This is a genomic window from Pseudomonas sp. C5pp, assembly GCF_000814065.1.
In the GTDB taxonomy this organism is placed as follows: Bacteria; Pseudomonadota; Gammaproteobacteria; order Pseudomonadales; family Pseudomonadaceae; genus Aquipseudomonas; species Aquipseudomonas asiatica.
This window is the reverse complement of sequence record NZ_JWLN01000038.1, coordinates 35,571-51,091: the sequence shown is the minus strand read 5'-3', so window position 1 is coordinate 51,091 and position 15,521 is coordinate 35,571. Positions and strand designations below refer to the sequence as shown.

General features: G+C 63.3%; 17 protein-coding genes and 1 tRNA gene. 12 read left to right on the top strand and 6 right to left on the bottom strand.

Features of this window, described 5'->3' with window-relative positions; all coding sequences use genetic code 11:
* Positions 1-149: 149 nt before the first annotated feature.
* The gene (locus RR51_RS24355; protein ID WP_003260420.1) at positions 150-368 is read right to left on the bottom strand and encodes a DUF1127 domain-containing protein; all 219 of its coding nucleotides are present in this window, start codon (positions 366-368) and stop codon (positions 150-152) included.
* A gap of 96 nt (positions 369-464) precedes the next feature.
* Here RR51_RS24355 and RR51_RS24350 point away from each other — a divergent pair, with 96 nt between their 5' ends.
* On the top strand, positions 465-1,316 hold the full coding sequence (locus tag RR51_RS24350) for a LysR substrate-binding domain-containing protein (protein ID WP_015269374.1): 852 nt from the start codon (positions 465-467) through the stop codon (positions 1,314-1,316).
* A 73-nt stretch (positions 1,317-1,389) separates the two neighbouring features.
* On the opposite strand, the gene RR51_RS24345 is transcribed toward RR51_RS24350, so the two are convergent.
* A complete protein-coding gene (locus tag RR51_RS24345; RefSeq protein WP_023661078.1) occupies positions 1,390-2,139 on the bottom strand; it encodes a sulfite exporter TauE/SafE family protein in 750 nt (249 codons plus the stop codon).
* A 114-nt stretch (positions 2,140-2,253) separates the two neighbouring features.
* On the opposite strand from RR51_RS24345, the gene RR51_RS24340 reads away from it, so the two are divergent.
* From RR51_RS24340 to RR51_RS24330, 3 genes are all read left to right on the top strand, one after another.
* The gene (locus RR51_RS24340) at positions 2,254-3,207 is read left to right on the top strand and encodes a LysR family transcriptional regulator (protein WP_013971533.1); all 954 of its coding nucleotides are present in this window, start codon (positions 2,254-2,256) and stop codon (positions 3,205-3,207) included.
* Between the two features lie 58 nt (positions 3,208-3,265).
* Positions 3,266-3,721, top strand: a complete 456-nt coding sequence (locus tag RR51_RS24335) for a MarR family winged helix-turn-helix transcriptional regulator (RefSeq protein WP_013971532.1) — start codon at positions 3,266-3,268, stop codon at positions 3,719-3,721.
* Positions 3,722-3,862: 141 nt separating this feature from the next.
* Entirely contained in the window at positions 3,863-4,291 is a 429-nt protein-coding gene (locus RR51_RS24330) for an organic hydroperoxide resistance protein (RefSeq protein WP_039614937.1), read from the top strand.
* A gap of 205 nt (positions 4,292-4,496) precedes the next feature.
* Here the strand turns inward: RR51_RS24330 and efp are convergent, their stop codons facing one another.
* Both efp and earP read right to left on the bottom strand, forming a co-directional pair.
* Positions 4,497-5,066: an elongation factor P gene (gene efp, locus RR51_RS24325; protein ID WP_013971530.1), complete on the bottom strand. Its 570-nt coding sequence runs from the start codon at positions 5,064-5,066 to the stop codon at positions 4,497-4,499.
* Between the two features lie 48 nt (positions 5,067-5,114).
* Positions 5,115-6,242, bottom strand: a complete 1,128-nt coding sequence (earP, locus tag RR51_RS24320; protein WP_039614936.1) for an elongation factor P maturation arginine rhamnosyltransferase EarP — start codon at positions 6,240-6,242, stop codon at positions 5,115-5,117.
* A gap of 130 nt (positions 6,243-6,372) precedes the next feature.
* Here earP and RR51_RS24315 point away from each other — a divergent pair, with 130 nt between their 5' ends.
* Both RR51_RS24315 and RR51_RS24310 read left to right on the top strand, forming a co-directional pair.
* On the top strand, positions 6,373-6,771 hold the full coding sequence (locus tag RR51_RS24315) for a hypothetical protein (protein ID WP_013971528.1): 399 nt from the start codon (positions 6,373-6,375) through the stop codon (positions 6,769-6,771).
* Between the two features lie 2 nt (positions 6,772-6,773).
* Positions 6,774-7,244, top strand: coding sequence for a GreA/GreB family elongation factor (locus RR51_RS24310; protein WP_023662567.1), 471 nt, complete (start codon positions 6,774-6,776; stop codon positions 7,242-7,244).
* A gap of 124 nt (positions 7,245-7,368) precedes the next feature.
* Here RR51_RS24310 and RR51_RS24305 read toward each other — a convergent pair whose 3' ends face one another.
* Positions 7,369-8,307 carry a LysR family transcriptional regulator gene (locus tag RR51_RS24305; RefSeq protein ID WP_039614935.1) on the bottom strand — a complete coding sequence of 313 codons (939 nt, stop codon included), beginning with the start codon at positions 8,305-8,307 and terminating at the stop codon, positions 7,369-7,371.
* Between the two features lie 118 nt (positions 8,308-8,425).
* Here RR51_RS24305 and RR51_RS24300 point away from each other — a divergent pair, with 118 nt between their 5' ends.
* The 4 genes from RR51_RS24300 (at position 8,426) to RR51_RS24285 (ending at position 13,436) form a co-directional block, all read left to right on the top strand.
* Positions 8,426-9,175 carry a 3-oxoacyl-ACP reductase family protein gene (locus tag RR51_RS24300; RefSeq protein ID WP_039614934.1) on the top strand — a complete coding sequence of 250 codons (750 nt, stop codon included), beginning with the start codon at positions 8,426-8,428 and terminating at the stop codon, positions 9,173-9,175.
* A gap of 237 nt (positions 9,176-9,412) precedes the next feature.
* Complete coding sequence (locus RR51_RS24295) at positions 9,413-10,600, top strand: MFS transporter (protein ID WP_039614933.1); 1,188 nt, start codon at positions 9,413-9,415, stop codon at positions 10,598-10,600.
* A 120-nt stretch (positions 10,601-10,720) separates the two neighbouring features.
* On the top strand, positions 10,721-11,101 hold the full coding sequence (locus RR51_RS24290; RefSeq protein WP_015269367.1) for a hypothetical protein: 381 nt from the start codon (positions 10,721-10,723) through the stop codon (positions 11,099-11,101).
* 202 nt (positions 11,102-11,303) lie between these two features.
* Entirely contained in the window at positions 11,304-13,436 is a 2,133-nt protein-coding gene (locus RR51_RS24285) for a TonB-dependent siderophore receptor (protein WP_039614932.1), read from the top strand.
* Positions 13,437-13,602: 166 nt separating this feature from the next.
* Here RR51_RS24285 and RR51_RS24280 read toward each other — a convergent pair.
* Positions 13,603-13,692, bottom strand: a tRNA-Ser gene (locus RR51_RS24280).
* A 198-nt stretch (positions 13,693-13,890) separates the two neighbouring features.
* Between RR51_RS24280 and RR51_RS24275 the strand changes: the two genes are divergently transcribed.
* Together RR51_RS24275 and RR51_RS24270 are read left to right on the top strand one after the other, a co-directional pair.
* Positions 13,891-14,580 carry a crotonase/enoyl-CoA hydratase family protein gene (locus tag RR51_RS24275; RefSeq protein WP_013971521.1) on the top strand — a complete coding sequence of 230 codons (690 nt, stop codon included), beginning with the start codon at positions 13,891-13,893 and terminating at the stop codon, positions 14,578-14,580.
* Positions 14,581-14,761: 181 nt separating this feature from the next.
* Positions 14,762-15,481 (top strand): lysophospholipid acyltransferase family protein, encoded by a 720-nt coding sequence (locus RR51_RS24270; protein WP_039614931.1) that lies wholly within the window; start codon positions 14,762-14,764, stop codon positions 15,479-15,481.
* Positions 15,482-15,521 lie beyond the last annotated feature (40 nt).

Genomic DNA, 15,521 nt, shown 5'->3' with positions numbered 1-15,521 from the left:
TGACGGGCATCCATGCCCGTCACCTCCCTCCGCAAGCCCTTCGCTCAGCCTCCTGAAGTCGCAATCGCCGGCGCCTGAACTATCGCGCGCTTAGAAGCAAAAGCAAAAGCCGAAACGAGCAAGAGCAAGATCTGTTGCCACGCTTGGCATCACTTACTCAGCGGATCATCCCAGAAATGCCGCTCGGCCTCCTGCTGGATATCCGCCCGGCTCAACCCCAGGTCGTGCAGGGTCGCATCACTCAGGCTGGCCAGTTCCTGGCGCTGGCGGTACAGCTGCAGCCATCGCGCAGGGCGCTGCAGGGCGGCATGCCACAGGTGGTTCAGGGAAAAGGCAGGTTGCTGGATGCTGCTGACATGACCTTTCATCGTGAAGCCCTCCGTGTTGATGGCTCCAGTCTCCTGCCAGGCATAAGATCAATCCAACGAATGTTTCTGATGCCATGCATCTCGGAGATTGATGCAATGTCCCAGTACCAGAGCCTCGATGCGGACGTACTGCGCACGTTCGTGGCCATCGCCGAGCAGGGTGGCTTCACCCGCGCTGGCGAGGTGGTCAACCGCACCCAGTCGGCGGTGAGCATGCAGATGAAACGCCTGGAAGAGGACATCCTCCAGCGCCAGCTGTTCGAGCGCGATGGCCGCCAGGTGCGCTTGACCGCCGAGGGCCAGGTGCTGCTCGGCTATGCGCGGCGCATCCTCAAGTTGCATGGGGAAGTGTTCAACACCCTGCGCATGCCGCACATGGTCGGGGTAGTACGCATCGGCACGCCGGACGACTATGCCATGCGCTTTTTGCCGACCATCCTGTCGAGCTTTGCCCAGGCCTACCCGCTGGTGCAGGTGGAGGTGCATTGCGACTCCTCCAAACAACTGATGCTGCGCCAGGACCTGGACCTGACCATCGTCACCCGTGAGCCGGGCAACGAGATTGGCCAGCTGCTGCGCCAGGAACGCCTGGTCTGGGCCGCCGCGGAAGGCTTCTGCCCGCAGGAGCAACGCCCCATGCCGGTAGCCTTGTTCAACACCGACTGCTTCTGCCGGGCCTGGACCTGCAATGCCCTGGAGGCCCAGGGCATCGACTACCGCATCGCCTATACCAGCCCGAGCCTGGCAGCGATCTTTGCCATCGTCACCGCAGGGTTGGCGGTGACCGCACAGTTGCAGAGCCTGATTGGCGGGAATATCCGCATTCTGGGCGAAAACGAAGGGTTGCCGCAGTTACCGGTGGCCAATGTGATGCTGGTGCGCAGTACTCAGAACCCTTCGCCGATTACCGATTGCATGGCCGACTACATTGTCGAAGGGTTCAAGTGAGCCGCAGCGGGCATGCCCCCCCCTGTAGGGGCAGCCTTGTGCTGCGAATGGGCCGCAAAGCGGCCCCAAAATCTCAAAGCTCGAACCCGAGCATCACCGCACAACCCACCAAAAACACACAGAACATCGCCCGCAATACCTTCTCCGGCAACGCATGGGCCAACTTCACCCCCCAGCTGATACTCAGCAAGCCGCCCACCGCCAATGGAACCCCCACCCCCCAGTCAACACTGTGGTGCACCCCGTAGGTCACCAGGGTTACCAAGGTACTTGGCGCCGCCAGCGCCAGCGAAAGCCCCTGCGCCACCACCTGGGTGGTACCGAACACACTGGTCAGAATCGGCGTGGCTACCACAGCCCCACCCACCCCGAACAAGCCGCCCATGGTCCCGGCAAAGCTGCCCAGTACACCCAGCCAAGGCCAGGCATAGCGCAACTCGGCGCTGGGCGGCGTTACCTTCATGAACATCCGCGCAACGTTCCACACCGCCAGGGCCACCAGGAAGCCGACGAAGCCCAGGCGCATGGAATGCGCATCCAGCCCGACCGCCCAGATCGACCCCAGCCAGGCGAACACGAAGCTGCACAGCGACAGCGGTACCGCATGGCGCAACTCGATGCGGTTACGCTGGTGATAACGCCACAGCGCCAGCAGTACATTGGGCACTACCATCACCAGCGCAGTGCCCTGCGCCAACTGCTGGTCCAGGCCGAACAGCACGCCCAGCGCCGGAATCGCGATCAGCCCGCCGCCAATGCCGAACAGGCCACCCATGGTCCCCAGGGCTGCGCCCAACACGATATACAACAACCACTCGATCATCAGGGGCCTCATCCGCCTGTACACATAATGCGAGCATGCTATCGATTGCGGGCTGGTGGGGAAACGCACAGCAGCGCACAATGGCTGCGCGTTTTTCGCAAAAGCAAGGCAGCCATGAGCCCCGATACCCTGACCGACCAGCTAAGCCTGTTCCTCGATGTGCTGGAAACCGGCAGTTTTTCTGCCGCCGCCCGCCGCCACCCGCTGACGCCTTCCGCCGTGGCCCGCCGCATCGACAACCTGGAAAGCGCCGTGGGCAGCCGCCTGTTCACCCGCAGCACCCACGCCGTGCGCGCCACGCCTGCCGGCAACGCCTTTGCCGAACGGGCCAGGCGCATCATCGAGGAACTGCGCCTGGCCCGCGCTGAAGCGGTGTCGCTGAGCAATGCCCCCGAAGGCCTGATCCGCATCGACGCCCCCGCCGCATTCGGTCGCCGCCACCTGGCCCCGGCCATCGCCGATTTCCTGGTCGCCTACCCGGGCCTGGATGTGCAACTGCGCCTGATCGACAGCTTCGTCGACCTGCATGGCAGCCACCTGGGCGAGGTCGACCTGGTGCTACGCGCCGGCCCCCTGGCCGACACCCGGCTGGTCGCCACGCCATTGGCCTACATGGTGCGCATCGCCTGCGCCAGCCCGGCCTACCTGGCCAGCCGCGGCATGCCCAGCTGCCCCAGCGAGCTGCCAGGGCACGACGGCCTGGACTGGGACGGCCTTGCGCCACCATTCGCCTGGCGTTTCAACGTGGCCGGGCAAACCCGCCTGTACCGCCCCTCGCGCATGCGCATGGCCGCCAACAACGCCGAAACCCTGCTGTTCGGTGCGCTTGCAGGCTTAGGCATAGCCCACCTGCCTACTTGGCTGATCAGCGAATACCTGCTGCGCGGCGAGTTGATACCGTTGTTTTGCGACGGTGGCTTGCCCAAAGCGGAAACCAGCGGTATTTACGCACTTCGCCTGGAACATGAAACGAACTCTCGCAGCCGTTTGCTGCTCGAATTTCTCAAGAGCCGCTTCAGCCCGATTCCACCCTGGGACCTGGCCTTGCGCAGTGAGCTGCGCGAATAAAGCGCGCACTAACGATCCGCGTGCCAGACTTTCCCATTGATTACCTTCAAGGACCTGCATGAACGCCGACACCCAAGCCTCCTGTGACGAGCTGCTGCTGGAAAACCAGGTCTGTTTCGCCCTGCACTCCACCTCGTTGCTGATGACCAAGGTCTACAAACCGCTGCTGCAGGCCCTGGGCCTGACTTACCCGCAGTACCTGGCCATGCTCGTGCTCTGGGAGCACGATGGCCTGACCGTAGGCGAGATCAGCCAGCACCTGCTCACCGACCCCGGTTCGCTGACACCGCTGCTCAAGCGTCTGGAGAGCGAAGGCCTGCTGCAGCGCAACCGCAGCCGCGAGGACGAACGGGTGGTACTGGTGCAGCTGACCGACAAGGGCCGCGCCTTGCAGCAGCAGGCCAAAGAAGTGCCGCAGTGCATCCTCAAGGCCAGCGGGCGCAGCCTGGAACAGCTGCAACAGCTGCAGGCCGACCTGCTGGCGCTGCGCGAGAACCTGCAGAAAACCCTCTGACAGCTATGCTGTGCGATGGCCGTTCAGATGAACGGTGATGATTTATCTTGCGCACTAACTAATTGCGCGCTAATTTAAATCCCACACCAACCCGCGCCCTCCTCCAGACGGGGAGCGCACAGCACATTAGCGAGGCTCAAGATGCAAAAGGTCACTCCGCTGTACATCGCAGAAGCTACCTCCACCGGTGGGCGCGATGGCAAATCCCGCTCCAGTGACGGCAAGCTGGTAGTCAGCCTGAGCACCCCCAAGGAACTGGGCGGCGCAGGCGGTGAAGGCACCAACCCCGAGCAGATGTTCGCCGCCGGTTACTCGGCGTGCTTCATCGGTGCCCTGAAGTTCGTGGCCGGGCAGGAGAAAAAAGCCCTGCCGGCGGACGCCTCGATCACCGCGAAAGTGGGCATTGGCCAGATTCCAGGTGGTTTCGGCCTGGACATCGACCTGCACATCAACCTGCCGGGCCTGGCCCAGGCCGATGCCGAAGGGTTGGTGGAAAAGGCGCATAAGGTGTGCCCGTACTCCAACGCCACCCGCGGCAACGTGGATGTGCGCCTGCACGTGACCGTGTAAGGCTGTGGGAGCGGCCTTGCGTCGCGATGGGGCGCGAAGCGGCCCCGGAATCTCGGGTACACCTTGATATTGCCGGGGCCGCTTTGCGGCCCTTTCGCGACACAAGGCCGCTCCCACAAAAGCAAGAGCAAGCATCGAGGACTGCAAAAACGCAGGCATTAAAAAACCCGGCCTAGGCCGGGTTTTTTGCGTTCCACAAGAAGGATTACTTCTTGGAACGGCCTTTGAAGCTGTTGTCGCGAGTGTCGATATCGATCCACTCGTCGATCTGGATGAAGTCGGCAACCGAGATCTCGGTACCGTTCTTCAGCTTGGCAGGCTTCATGACCTTGCCCGAGGTGTCGCCGCGTGCAGCGTTCTCGGTGTAGACAACCTGGCGGCTGATGGTGGTCGGCAGTTCAACCGATACCAGGCGGCCTTCGAAGAACACGGCTTCGCAGACGTCTTCCATGCCTTCTTCGATGTACGGCAGAACGGCTTCGATGTCCTCGGCGTTCAGTTCGTACATGGTGTAGTCGGTGGTGTCCATGAAGGTGTATTCGTCACCGTTGATGAACGACAGGGTCGCTTCTTTGCGATCCAGGATCACGTCGTCCAGCTTGTCGTCTGCACCGTAGACGGTTTCGGTCTTGTAGCCGGTCAGCAGGTTCTTCAGCTTGGTCTTCATGATCGCGCTGTTACGGCCCGACTTGGTGAACTCAGCTTTTTGAACCAGCCACGGGTCGTTGTCGATCCGCAGGACGGTACCGGGTTTCAGTTCTTTACCAGTTTTCATTACGAAGTATCCGAATCTGGATGGATTTATAAAAATCGAGGCCGCGTATCATAGCGAATTTCGGTAAAAGTGTACTAGCGCTGTGGCAAGGTCCGGCTGAGCGGCCTGTCGCGCCGCCCAAAGCCGGGCATGCTGCTGCAGTTCCGGCCAGTGCTGACGGGCTGCCTGCCAGGCCTGGCCCATGTCGCGGTCCATGTTCCAGGCACGCCACAGGCCAAGCAGGGCGGCATCGGCATCGCCTGACAACCCCTGTCGATAATGCGCGAGAAACGCTTCGAGCTTTTCCCAATGGGCATTCTCGTCCTGCACGTAAATGTGCCACAGCATCGGCTGCCCGGCCCACTGCGCGCGCACGAACGAGTCTTCGCCGCGCACGGCATTGAAATCACAGCTCCACAGCAAGCGGTCGTAGTCGTCCTGGCTGACGAAAGGTAGCACCTGCAGGGTCAGCGCCCCTCGCTTGCGCACGCTGCCCACCTGCAGTACCGCCTCGCCAAGCCACTGGCCGAGCCCCGCAACAACGCGCCCTTGCGGCACCAGCAGGTGGCAAGGTTGCTCGCCTGAGGCCAGGGCCTCAAGCCAGTTGCCCAATTGCGGGTTTTCGTAGGCGAACAGGGAAATCAGCAACGCCCCCGCTTCAGGGTTTACGCCAAGCCCCTGCAAGAAGGCCTGCCGTGCGCCTTGCTGGAACGCATCACGCCGTGCCAGCAGCGAGCCCTCGCGCAGCAGGCCACCGGTTTTTTTGGTGAAGCCCGGAAAGAAAAATACCTTGCGCAAGCCATTGGGCTGCGGCGAAGGCAAGCCATGGCAACCTTCCACCCAGTCCTCGGCACTGAGGTACTCGAGGTTCAGCCACAGCGGCGGCGTGACACGAGCACGCATTGCCTCCACATAGGCTGCTGGCAATTGGCAGGCGAAGGCACCGATTACCACATCAGCCGGCGCCACCGGCAGCCAGGCTACCGGCCATTGGCGCACATCCACACCGTGCTGCCACTGCTGCGGGGCGGTGGCATCGGCCCCGGGGCACATGGGCGTGAATGCATTGAGGTCATCCACCCACAGGCGCACAGCCAGGCCGTGCTCGGCCACCAGCTGCCGGGCCAGGCGCCAGGTCACGCCTATATCGCCGTAGTTGTCGACGACGCTGCAGAAGATGTCCCAAGTGGCTTTCATGTACCCTGCCCTCGCCCAGCGGAAAAACCGCGCATTCTGCGTATAAATTGTCGCTGACAAAAGCACCTGCGCGGAAAAATGCCCAGGCGCATGCGACAATGCACCCCGAACACCCTGCCAGGAGGCTGCCATGGCGCGCCACCGTGAACTGAAGATCACCCTCAAGCCGTTGCCGTTGATCGTGTGCGTCGCCTTTGGCCTGTGGCTGGGCGCCGTGGCGATCGCCGCCAGCCTGTGGCTGGCCCTGCAACTGTGGCCACAGCAGGTACAGCCACTGGCCCAAGCCGTGGCCCCCGCCGCGTACCGGCCTGCCGCGCCGCCAGCGCCAGCCCCTGCTGCGGATGCCCAGGCGGAAATGTTCGAACGCTACAAGGACATCCTGCACAAGCAGGAGCTGCAACAGGCCGCCGAGGCCGCCCAGGGCAACCCGCGCAACCTCAACAGCCCCAAGTGCCAGTTCTGGCTGCAGCAGAACCGCACCGCGCCCACCGACAAAAGCCAGGCCAACGTGCTGGAGTTCTGTTACTGACCATGGACAAGCCCAGCCTGCTGGCGCAGATAGTTGCCACCCTCGAACAGGACCTGGATGTGCTGACCCGCGCGGCGCAAACTGCGTACGAAGCCGCCACTGCCGAAGAGAACATCGCCGAGAACAAGTACGACACCCTGGGCCTGGAGGCCTCGTACCTGGCCACCGGCCAGGCTCGCCGCAGCGCCGAGATCCGCAAGGCGCTGCTGACCTACCAGCAACTGCTGCTGCGCGATTACGACCCGGCACGCGGGGTGCAGGTGAGCAACCTGGTGACGCTGGAGGATGAAGATGGCGGGCAGCGCCGACTGTTCCTCGGGCCCGAGGCGGCGGGGTTGAAGATTGGCGAGGGGGATGGGCTGGTGACGGTGATTACCCCGCGCTCGCCGCTGGGGCAACAACTGGTCGGCAAGAAGGTTGATGATGAGGTAAACCTGGGGGCACAGGCATTGTTCATTGTTGATGTTGTCTGAACCGGCCTCTTCGCCCCTCAGGCCAGTGATACCCCTTGTAGGAGCAGCCTTGTGCTGCGAAGGGGCCATGAGCAACACAGAAGATCTTTTGCCTTACCGGCCCCTTCGCAGCACAAGGCTGCTCCTACACGGATTGCAAGGCATCGAACCGCCGCGCCAGCCCCTGCTCCTCGAACTGCTCCACCACAAAATCGACAAACGCCCGGGTCTTGCCCGGCAACAGCTTGTGCTCGGCGAAATACAGGCTGATATGCCCATCGTCCACATACCAGTCCGGCAGCACCCGCCGCAGCCGCCCGCCTTCCAGGTACGGCACGGCAAACGGCAGGCTCACCAGGGCAATTCCCAAGCCTTGCTCGGCCACCGCACAAGCCGCATCCGAATCGCTCATGGTCATCGTCTGGCGCAACTGCAATGGCTGCTGCACCTGCCAACGGCTGGTCAACGGCCATGAGCGCACCCGCCCAGTCTGCGGCGAGCGGATCAGGATACCGTCATGCCGTTGCAACACCTGCGGATCGTCAATCGGCGGGTGCCGGCCCAGGTACGCCGGCGCCGCCACCAGCACCCTGTGCGCCGGGGTCAGCTTGCGCGCCACCACCCCCGGCGGCAGATCGAAGCCACCACCAATCGCTGCATCGAAGCCCTGGCCAATCAGGTCGACCTGGCGGTTGTCGAAATGCCAGTCCGGAGTAATGGCCGGGTAACGACGCAGGAACTCACCCAGCAATGGCAACACATACAAGCGCCCGAAAACCGTGCCCATGCTTACCCGCAACAACCCGGCCGGCTGGCCTTCGCTGCTGGCCAGGTTGGCCACGGCGTACTGGATGGTGCGGAAGCTGTCACTGACCTCCCCCAGAAATCGCTGCCCTGCCTCGGTCAGGGTCAGCTTGCGGGTACTACGCTGGAACAACCGCACCCCCAGGCGTGCTTCCAACTGGGCAACATGCTTGCCCACGGCAGCCGGGGTAATGCTGAGGCGCCTGGCGGCTTCGGCAAAGCTGCCGACTTCGGCACTGCGGATGAAGCATTCCAACGCGTTGAATGATTCCATGGCCATTATTAGCAACCAAAGGTTTACTCTGCTGATAGTGATTGCCATCTTATCAGCAGGTAATCAAGCGCCGATACTGCGCCCATCCAAGGCATTCCGGCCTGGCTTCCAGCAGGAGATCAACATGTCCAAGCAACACTCACTCGAAGGCAAGGTGGCCCTGGTACAGGGCGGTTCCCGCGGCATTGGTGCAGCCATCGTGCGACGCCTGGCCCGCGAAGGCGCACAGGTGGCCTTCACCTATGTCAGTTCCGCCGGTCCGGCGAAGGAGCTGGTTGAGGAAATTACCAAAACCGGCGGCAAGGCGCTGGCCCTGCGTGCCGACAGTGCCGACGCGGCGGCCGTGCAACTGGCCGTGGATGACACCGTGAAAGCCTTCGGCCGGCTGGATATCCTGGTCAACAACGCCGGTGTACTGGCGGTAGCGCCGGTGACCGAGTTCGACCTGGCCGACTTCGACCACATGCTGGCGGTGAACGTGCGCAGCGTATTCGTCGCCAGCCAGGCCGCGGCACGCTACATGGGCCAAGGCGGGCGCATCATCAACATTGGCAGCACCAATGCCGAGCGCATGCCGTTTGCCGGTGGCGCCCCTTATGCCATGAGCAAATCGGCGCTGGTCGGCCTGACTCGCGGCATGGCCCGGGACCTGGGGCCGAAAGGCATTACCGTGAACAACGTGCAACCAGGGCCGGTGGACACCGACATGAACCCGGCCAGCGGCGAGTTCGCAGACAGTTTGATCCCGCTGATGGCGATCGGGCGCTATGGCGAGGCGGATGAGATTGCCAGCTTCGTGGCTTACCTGGCAGGGTCTGAGGCGGGGTATATCACTGGGGCCAGCCTGACGGTCGATGGCGGGTTTGCAGCCTGAATGAAGGGTTGCCTGTTCCGGCCTCTTCGCGGGTAAACCCGCTCCCACAGGGATTATCACAGGCCCCGAGCCCAGTGGTGTACCTGTGGGAGCGGGTTTACCCGCGAAGAGGCCAGCACAAGTTTAACCGATCCCCGACCTCCAGCCCCCCCGCTCTGCTCTGCCGCACAATGCATTGATGTAGTGCCCGACACTTTCCGATAATCCCCCTTTACTCCTGCCCGCCACGAGAACTGCATGAACGCCCCCACTCTCAGCCGCGCCCTGATCCTGCTGATGGCCACCGCCACCGGCCTGGCCGTGGCCAGCAACTACTATGCGCAACCGCTACTGCACAGCATCGCCCAGCAGTTCGGCCTGAGCACCGCCAGTGCCGGCAGCATCGTCATTGCCGCGCAACTGAGCTACGGCGCCGGCCTGTTGCTGCTGGCGCCTCTGGGCGACCTGTTCGAGCAGCGCCGGCTGATCACCGTGATGACTGCCATTTCCACCCTTGGCCTGGTCATCAGCGCCTGCGCACCGAGCCTTCCCTGGCTGATACTTGGCACCGCGCTGACTGGGCTGTTCTCGGTGGTGGCGCAGATCCTCGTGCCCATGGCCGCGACCCTCAGCGAGCCACACCAGCGCGGGCGGGCGGTCGGCACCTTGATGAGCGGATTGCTGCTGGGCATCCTGCTGGCGCGTACCGCCGCCGGGTTCATGGCCGAACTGGGTGGCTGGCGCAGCATCTACGTGCTGGCCGCGCTGCTGATGGCCATCACCGCCGTGGCGCTGTACCGCAGCCTGCCACAACACCACAGCCATGCCGGGCTGAAATACCCAGCGCTGATCGGCTCGGTGTTCCGCCTGTTCCTCGAAGAACCGGTGCTGCGCCTGCGTTCTCTGCTCGGCCTGCTGGCATTCAGCCTGTTCGCCCTGTTCTGGACGCCACTGGCGTTCCTGCTGGCGAAAGGCCCGTATCACTATTCGGACGCGGTGATAGGCCTGTTCGGCCTGGCCGGTGCAGCGGGTGCACTGTCGGCCAACTGGGCGGGGCGCCTGGCCGACCGTGGCAAGGGTTCGCTGGGCACCACCGTGGGCCTGGTGGTATTGCTGCTGTCGTGGGTGCCGCTGGGCTTCGCCGAGCAGTCGTTGCTGGCCTTGCTGCTGGGCGTGCTGATGCTCGACCTTGCAGTGCAACTGGTGCACGTGAGCAACCAGAATGCGGTAATTGCCCTGCGACCCGAGGCGCGCACGCGGCTGAATGCCGGGTATATCACCTGCTACTTCATTGGCGGGGCCTTGGGATCGCTGCTGGGCACGCAGCTGTTCCAACGCCAGGGCTGGATGGGGATTGTGCTGGCCGGGTTGGTGATTGGCGGGCTGGCGTTGCTGGCGTGGGGTTTGGCCGAGCGCAAGCGCAAGAACGCTTTGCAGATCGCCTGAAGCCCATTGACCTGAGCGACAATGCACCGCACGACCCTCCGTCGCATGGCCGTTGACTTGCCTGCCCGGGCAGCGCTCAGTAGGCGCTGGTCAATGCCCTTTCCCTGACAGGACAACGTTATGACAAGACTCACGGTGCAATCCGGCGATTTCTTGCAAGGTGAAGGCGAGTATCGCAATGGATCGCTCACACTCAAGACCCCGCGCAGCCCCTCCCCGGGCGAGCGGATTTCCCTGGCACGCATCAGCGACCTGCGGCTGGCCAGCCTGGAATCCAGCCGCAGCCTGGGCAGTGCCCTGGGCTGGGGCGTGGCCGGGGCCCTGGTGGCCGGGCCGGTGGGGTTGCTGGCCGGGCTGTGGCTGGGTGGCAAAGAAGAGGAAGCCACCTTCCTGGCCACTTTCAAGGACGGGCGTAAGCTCATGGCCATTACCGATGGCAAGACCTGGTCGAAGATCGACGACAACTGGAAGCAGCACAGGCGGCCGGCCAGCAAAGGCTGACGGGATATCGCAGGGCCCGGATCGTTTTATGTTGAAGGCGGCTGTAAGATGCCGCCTTTTTCATGGCCTGTACTGGCCTCTTCGCGGGTAAACCCGCTCCTACAGGAACTGCGCCACTCTCAAGGGCAGCGCTGTTCCTGTGGGAGCGGGTTCACCCGCGAAGAGGCCGGCGCAGGTGTCGCGCATCCAGGAGCCCCACCGCATGCCCCCGCGTCACCCTCGCCTGCCCCTGAGCCTGCTCAGCCTGGGCCTGGCCCTGCATTGCCCCCATGTGCTTGCCGAAGACAGCGTGCTACTGGCTCCGCTGCAGGTCTCCGATACCTATACCAACGACGGCTACCAGGCACGCCAGGCAGCAGTAGGCGGCTTCCAGCCCGCACCCTTCCTCGACACCCCGGCCTCGATCAGCGTATTCAGCCAGCAACTGCTGGAAGACCGCCAGGTACGCCAGCTCAGCGAAGTGCTGCAAAGCGACGCCTCGGTGGGCCAAAGCTACGCCCCCATCGGCTACTACGAAAACTTCAACGTGCGCGGCTTCGAGCTGAATGCCGCCAGCAGCTACCGCATCAATGGCCAGACCATCGCCGGCGAGCAGAACGTGGCCCTGGAAAACAAGCAGCAGGTGGAGCTGCTCAAAGGCCTGTCCGGGCTGCAGAGCGGCGTATCGGAGCCGGGCGGCCTGGTCAACTACGTGACCAAGCGCGCCGAAGACGTGCGCAGCGTCACGGTATCGACCAACGAACAAGGCGAGCGCTACCTGGCCACCGACCTGGGTGGCTGGTTCGGCAGCGAGCGGCAGTTCGGCCTGCGGGCCAACCTGGCTCATGAAGACATCCGCTCCTACGTCGACCACGCCGACGGCAAGCGCGACTTTGCCTCGCTGGCCTTCGACTGGCAGATCAACCCAGATGCCACCCTGCAGCTGGATGCCGAATACCAGCACCGTGAACAGCGCTCGGTGCCGGGTTACCAGTTGCTCGGTGGCAGCGAAGTACCCCATGGCATCGACCCGGACGACCGCCTGGCCTACCAGCACTGGGCCAAGCCGGTGCAGAACGATTCGCTGAACCTGGGCGGGCGCTTCGAGTACCGTTTCAACGAAGCCTGGACCGGGACTTTGAGTGCCTCGCGCAGCAAGGTGGTGATTGATGACTACAGCTCGTTTGCCTGGGGCTCGAGCGAAGGCGCGTTCTTCGGCAGCAACGGCGACTACGACATCTACGACTTCCGCAGCCCGGACGACACCCGCCGTACAGATGAGGCGCAGGCCATGCTCAACGGGCGTTTCGATGGGCTGGGCGTGGGGCATGAGCTGACCGTGGGCACCAGTGCGCAGCGGCGCACGCTGGATCAGCGCCCCAGCTATATGGAATGGGTAGGTACAGGCAATATCCACACAGGTGCGCCGGCCTTCGATCCATCCGACAAGCCCATCAGGTCTAGCGAACGTCGCCTGGACAGCCGCCAGTACGGGTTGTTCGTGAGCGACCGCATCAGCTTCAACGAGCACTGGCAGACCGTACTGGGTGCCCGTGAAGTACGCCTGGACGAGAAAACCTGGAATGAGGACGGCGTTGCCGGCCGCCATACCCGGCAGTACGAACTGCTGCCCAACGCCGCGCTCATCTACAAGCCGCAGCCGGATACCTCGGTATATGCCAGTTATTCCAAAGGCCTGTCGGCAGGCGGTACCGCACCGTGGTTCGCCGAGAACAGATTCGAAATCCTGGCACCGACGACCTCACACCAACTGGAACTAGGCCTCAAGCATGACTGGCAAGGCCTGAGCTTCAGTGCCGCACTGTTCCAGATACGCCAGGCGTACCAGTACGCGCGCCCGGACGGCTCCGGCACTTTCACCTACGTGCAGCAAGGCCAGCAGAAGAACACCGGCCTGGAACTGGGCGCCAGCGGCTGGGTGACCTCGAACCTGCAGGTGCAGGCCAGCGCTGCGGCGATTCGGGCGCGGGTGCAGAACAGCGATACCGATGCCTATGAGGGCCACCAGGCGATCAACGTGCCCAGGTTCCGGGCGGCGTTGCAGGCGGAATACACCCTGCCGGTACCGGGGTTGGCACTGCTGGGCGGGGCGCGCTACAGCGCCAGCAAATATGCGAGCCAGGCGGGGAATGTGGAAGTTGGTGGGTATGCGGTGTTCGATGTGGGTAGCCGCTACCGTACGCGTATGGGGGGGTATGACACGGTGCTGCGGCTGACTGTGGATAACGTGTTCGACAAGCGTTATTGGCGCGATGTGGGGGATTACCTGGGGGATAACTACCTGTTCCAGGGAGCGCCGCGGACGGCTCGGCTTTCGGCTTCGGTCAGCTTCTAGAATTTTGGGGGCGCGTTGCGCCCCTTCGCGACACAAGGCCGCTCCTACAGGCGTACGCGGTCCCTGTAGGAGCGGCCTTGTGTCGCGAAAGGGCCGCAAAGCGGCCCCCAAAGGCCCAAAAACAAAAAGCCCCCGGCTTTTCAGCTCGGGGGCTCTTCGTAGAATGTGGCGGTGAAGAAGGGATTTGAACCCTTGATACGATTTCTCGTATACACACTTTCCAGGCGTGCTCCTTCGACCACTCGGACACTTCACCGTTTCTCTTCAAGCCTTGCAGCCTGTCGAGGTGCGCTAATTTAGTGAAAGACCTTCCCTTTGGCAAGCATTTTTTTCAATTTTTTCATGCATTTGCATTTGAGCCCCGGCGAACGCTGACCGACCAGTCAGCCTTACTGCTTTACCTCGCCCCTGGCGCTGGGTAACGTCGTCGCCACGCCAACAAAAGGACTCTGCCATGAGCGAGCTGATTACCTACCACGCCGAAGACGGCATCGTCACCCTGACCCTGAACAACGGCAAGGTCAACGCCATCTCGCCAGACGTCATCGCCGCCTTCAACGCCGCGCTCGACCGCGCCACCGAAGAGCGCGCGGTGGTGATCATCACCGGGCAGCCCGGCATCCTGTCTGGCGGCTACGACCTCAAGGTGATGACCAGCGGCCCCAAGGAGGCGATCAGCCTGGTCACCGCCGGCTCCACCCTCGCCCGCCGCCTGCTGTCGCACCCGTTCCCGGTAGTGGTCGCCTGCCCGGGCAACGCCGTGGCCAAGGGCGCCTTCCTGCTGCTGTCGGGCGACTATCGCATTGGCGTCGAAGGGCCGTACAAGGTGTGCCTGAACGAAGTGCAGATCGGCATGACCATGCACCATGCCGGCATCGAACTGGCCCGCGACCGCCTGCGCCGCTCGGCCTTCCACCGCTCGGTGATCAATGCCGAGGTGTTTGACCCGCAGGGCGCGGTGGATGCCGGCTTCCTCGACAAGGTGGTGCCGGCCGAGCAGTTGCAGGATGCAGCACTGGAGAAAGCGCGGGAGCTGAAGAAGCTGAACATGCTGGCGCACAAGCACACCAAGCTGAAGGTGCGCAAAGAGCTGCTGGAGGCGCTGGACAAGGCGATCGAGCTGGATCAGCACTATACAGGTTGACCGTACCGGCCTCTTCGCGGGTGAACCCGCTCCCACAGGGATATCGCATGCCTCAAGAGCAGTGAGGTACCCGTGGGAGCGGGTTCACCCGCGAAAGGGCCAGTACAAGCTTGCACCAGGGTTTGCCCCGACCAGTGCACATCCGTACACTGCCCGGCGACTGTCTGGTGTGAGTCGTACCATGCTTTATTCATTGCGCATGTTCCTGCTGGCGCTGCATTTCCTTGTGGTTGGGGCCCTGGGCCTGGTCGTTGGCCTGTGCCGCCCCTTCAACCCCGACAACAGCCGCGTCTTCGCCCGCCTCTACAGCCTGCCGGCCACCTGGCTGATGCGCATCAGGGTCAAGGCCGAAGTCGGCCCGCTGTGGGACCAGCCGCCAGGCTGCGTGATCGTCGCCAACCACCAGTCCAACTTCGACTTGTTCGTGCTAGGCCAGGTGGTGCCGCAGCGCACCGTCGCCATCGGCAAGAAAAGCCTGGGCTGGATCCCGCTGTTCGGCCAGCTGTTCTGGCTGGGTGGCAACGTGCTGGTCGACCGCAAGAATGCCTACCAGGCACGCAAGGCCATGCAGAAGACCACCCGGGTACTGCAGGACGACACCTCGATCTGGATTTTCCCCGAAGGCACGCGCAATCCCGGCGAGCACCTGCTGGCCTTCAAGAAGGGCGCGTTTCACATGGCCATCGAGGCGGGTGTGCCGATCGTGCCGGTGTGCGTCAGCCGCTATGCCGGGCGCCTCAGCCTGAACAGCTGGCGCCAGCGCACGGTGATCGTGCGCTCGCTGCCACCGATCGCCACGGCGGGCATGACCCTGCAGGACCTGCCGGCGCTGATCGAACAGTGCCGCGGGCAGATGCAGCAATGCATCGACCGCATGGAAGGGGAACTGGCCAAGAGCTAGGTTGCTCTTGAGCCCACTACAGCCCAAGCTGTAACCCGTG

What these genes read in the sequence shown, in the direction of transcription:
- RR51_RS24285 (WP_039614932.1), top strand. Translation starts at nt 11,304, where the DNA reads ATGCCCCCGCGTCACCCTCGCCTGCCCCTGAGCCTGCTCAGCCTGGGC.
- RR51_RS24310 (WP_023662567.1), top strand. Translation starts at nt 6,774, where the DNA reads ATGGACAAGCCCAGCCTGCTGGCGCAGATAGTTGCCACCCTCGAACAG.
- RR51_RS24315 (WP_013971528.1), top strand. Translation starts at nt 6,373, where the DNA reads ATGGCGCGCCACCGTGAACTGAAGATCACCCTCAAGCCGTTGCCGTTG.
- earP (WP_039614936.1), bottom strand. Translation starts at nt 6,242, where the DNA reads ATGAAAGCCACTTGGGACATCTTCTGCAGCGTCGTCGACAACTACGGC.
- RR51_RS24340 (WP_013971533.1), top strand. Translation starts at nt 2,254, where the DNA reads ATGAGCCCCGATACCCTGACCGACCAGCTAAGCCTGTTCCTCGATGTG.
- RR51_RS24355 (WP_003260420.1), bottom strand. Translation starts at nt 368, where the DNA reads ATGAAAGGTCATGTCAGCAGCATCCAGCAACCTGCCTTTTCCCTGAAC.
- RR51_RS24275 (WP_013971521.1), top strand. Translation starts at nt 13,891, where the DNA reads ATGAGCGAGCTGATTACCTACCACGCCGAAGACGGCATCGTCACCCTG.
- RR51_RS24300 (WP_039614934.1), top strand. Translation starts at nt 8,426, where the DNA reads ATGTCCAAGCAACACTCACTCGAAGGCAAGGTGGCCCTGGTACAGGGC.
- RR51_RS24335 (WP_013971532.1), top strand. Translation starts at nt 3,266, where the DNA reads ATGAACGCCGACACCCAAGCCTCCTGTGACGAGCTGCTGCTGGAAAAC.
- RR51_RS24270 (WP_039614931.1), top strand. Translation starts at nt 14,762, where the DNA reads ATGCTTTATTCATTGCGCATGTTCCTGCTGGCGCTGCATTTCCTTGTG.
- RR51_RS24350 (WP_015269374.1), top strand. Translation starts at nt 465, where the DNA reads ATGTCCCAGTACCAGAGCCTCGATGCGGACGTACTGCGCACGTTCGTG.
- RR51_RS24305 (WP_039614935.1), bottom strand. Translation starts at nt 8,307, where the DNA reads ATGGCCATGGAATCATTCAACGCGTTGGAATGCTTCATCCGCAGTGCC.
- RR51_RS24330 (WP_039614937.1), top strand. Translation starts at nt 3,863, where the DNA reads ATGCAAAAGGTCACTCCGCTGTACATCGCAGAAGCTACCTCCACCGGT.
- RR51_RS24290 (WP_015269367.1), top strand. Translation starts at nt 10,721, where the DNA reads ATGACAAGACTCACGGTGCAATCCGGCGATTTCTTGCAAGGTGAAGGC.
- efp (WP_013971530.1), bottom strand. Translation starts at nt 5,066, where the DNA reads ATGAAAACTGGTAAAGAACTGAAACCCGGTACCGTCCTGCGGATCGAC.
- RR51_RS24345 (WP_023661078.1), bottom strand. Translation starts at nt 2,139, where the DNA reads ATGATCGAGTGGTTGTTGTATATCGTGTTGGGCGCAGCCCTGGGGACC.
- RR51_RS24295 (WP_039614933.1), top strand. Translation starts at nt 9,413, where the DNA reads ATGAACGCCCCCACTCTCAGCCGCGCCCTGATCCTGCTGATGGCCACC.